3 protein-coding genes are annotated in these 2,373 nt (G+C 31.4%); all 3 read left to right on the top strand.

The genetic code is table 11. The annotated features are described in order from the left end of the window. Positions 1 to 190 precede the first annotated feature (190 nt). Positions 191 to 835: an HAD family hydrolase gene (locus SOY52_RS10965; RefSeq protein WP_320848998.1), complete on the top strand. Its 645-nt coding sequence runs from the start codon at positions 191 to 193 to the stop codon at positions 833 to 835. Positions 836 to 926: 91 nt separating this feature from the next. Next, positions 927 to 1,931, top strand: coding sequence for a LacI family DNA-binding transcriptional regulator (locus SOY52_RS10970; protein WP_320848999.1), 1,005 nt, complete (start codon positions 927 to 929; stop codon positions 1,929 to 1,931). A 36-nt stretch (positions 1,932 to 1,967) separates the two neighbouring features. Next, a partial coding sequence (locus tag SOY52_RS10975; protein ID WP_320849000.1) for an MATE family efflux transporter occupies positions 1,968 to 2,373 on the top strand: 406 nt, incomplete at its 3' end.

Consider the following 2,373-nt stretch of genomic DNA (forward strand, 5'->3'; position numbering starts at 1 on the left):
GTAAAAAAGAAATACATATGAAGATGATTAAGACTCCATATGTATTAAAAGTAGCTGTATAAAAAGCAGTAGCGGTGTCATGGATGCACCCGTGGCTAAACTCCACGATGCTCTGGCTATTCAATTGCCGAGTAATTCACTCTTGATTGCTTATAAAAATAAATTCTAAACTCGAGCTTAGGAGCATTTAATGAACTTTGAATCTAAAATCTGTGTTTTTGATATGGATGGAACAATTGTTGATACTGTTGGGTTTTGGAGAAGATGTCCAGAGAGATACTTAACAAAACTTGGAAAAACTATTAAAGCTGGAGATAGAGAATATTTTAAATACAATGTATTAAGAGATTCTGTTTCAAAGATGGTTAATGAATATAGCCTCGATATCTCAATACCTGATTTATGGTCTCTTTTAGAGGAAGAAGTAAAAAGAGGGTATAATAGTGTTTCTTCGTACAAAGCAGATGCTGATTTATTCTTATCTTATTTAAAGAAAAACAATGTCCCTTGTGTTTTATATACAGCAAATGAAAGAGAGTACATTAATATAATTGATAATAACTTAAATCTTAGTAATTACTTTAACCTAATGTATACAACAGCAGAGATAGGTTTTAAGAAGGATGAAAGAGAAGGTTTTGAGCTTATTGCTCGTTCATTTGGCAAAAATATAGAGGATATTGTTTTGTTTGAAGACTCCTATTATGCAATTCACACTGCATCAATTTTAAATATGAAGAGTGTTGCTGTCGCAGATGAATTTGCTGAAAACAGAGTTGATGATGTAAAAAATGAGTGTGATATCTTTATTTCCTCTTATCGTCAATTGCTCTAATCCAAATATTCTCCCTTTTTCCTTGATTTAACTTCAATCCATGATAGAATTTATAAAAAAAAAGGGAGATTGGATTATTCCATAATTAATCATGGTAAAATTAAAGGATATTTCAAAAGAATGTGGTGTCGGTATTTCTACTGTTTCTAGAGTTCTCTCTGGTGATCGAACTAGAAAAATTAAAGAGTCAACTGAAAAATTAGTTATCCAAACAGCTCAAGAGATGGGATATTTTGCAGAGAAAAAACAAAAGATTCAATGCAATGAAAAAGAAATTAAAATTGTAAGTATATTCCTCGCCGACCATGATAATGTATTAAATCCATTCTTTTCTGAAATATTCGTAGGAATCAAGGAACAAATTAATCTTTTAAGTGAATACCATAAAATCAATTATAGAGTACTGAGTCTATATGATGCAGATTTTGAATCTGAGTTGATAAAATTTAAGCCAGATATAGCTATTTTGCTAGGTAGAGTGAAAAAGAGTGTTCTTTCCTTTGTCTCTGAACATGTACCTAATCTTGTTCATGCAGGTGTAAATAGTATTAAGGTAGTAGATGAAGTTCTTTGTGAAGCAAAAGATGGTATGAGAGAAGCTGTTAGATACTTAGCATCGCTCGGTTATACAAGAATAGGGTATGTGGGTCCAGTTAAGGATGAAGGAATTCAAAACGAACATCGCTATATTGGATATCTTAATGGTCTTAATGAAGTTGGTTTTAGTTTTGATTCTGATTTAGTAAATGATTCAACCTTAGATGCAAATAGTGGATTTAATGCAACTAAAAGCATTTGCTCTAGGTCTGATGTTGATGCATTAGTTTGTGCAAATGATACTGTAGCTTTTGGTGCGATTAAGTATATTAATGAAAATAAGCTTGATATCGCAGTAACTGGTTTTAATAATGAAGAGATTTCAAACTTCTCATCTCCTACTTTAACTACATTTGATGTTCCTAAAAAAGAGCTTGGTAATTTAGCTGTTGTTTGTGCGCTTGAAAGACTGAAAAATCCTCGTGATATTAACATAAAAATATCAGTTCCATATAAGCTAATTGAGAGAGAATCGACGAAAAAAAAGAAAAAAAGCTGATTGAATAAAAAATAAAATAAGGTGTATTTTCACCTTATGAACAAAGATTTAACTAAAGGAAATGTTAGAACTGTATTACTTAGTTTTATTATTCCTCTTTTAGGTTCTATGCTGTTTCAACAGCTGTATAACATCACAGATAGTTTAGTTGCGGGTAAGCTTATTTCTAGTGCAGCCCTTGCTGCTGTTGGAAACTCCTATGAAATAACACTAATTTTTATATCTTTTGCTACAGGCATTAGTATGGGATGTTCTGTTGTAGTATCACAGCTATTTGGTGCAGGTAGAAAAAGTGATGTAAAATGCGCTGTATCAACTACATTTATATTAACGCTAGTTGTTAGTATTACTCTTTTACTATTAGGAATAATCTTTTCAAAGCCTTTATTAAAGGTAATTAAAACACCTGAAGATTTAGTTGATCCAAGCTTACAATACCTTG

It is taken from the genome of Bullifex sp., assembly GCF_034103065.1.
GTDB lineage: Bacteria > Spirochaetota > Spirochaetia > Sphaerochaetales > Sphaerochaetaceae > Bullifex.

Excerpts from the sequence above, each read along its gene's own strand:
- SOY52_RS10965 (WP_320848998.1), top strand. The coding sequence starts at position 191 with ATGAACTTTGAATCTAAAATCTGTGTTTTTGATATGGATGGAACAATT.
- SOY52_RS10970 (WP_320848999.1), top strand. The coding sequence starts at position 927 with ATGGTAAAATTAAAGGATATTTCAAAAGAATGTGGTGTCGGTATTTCT.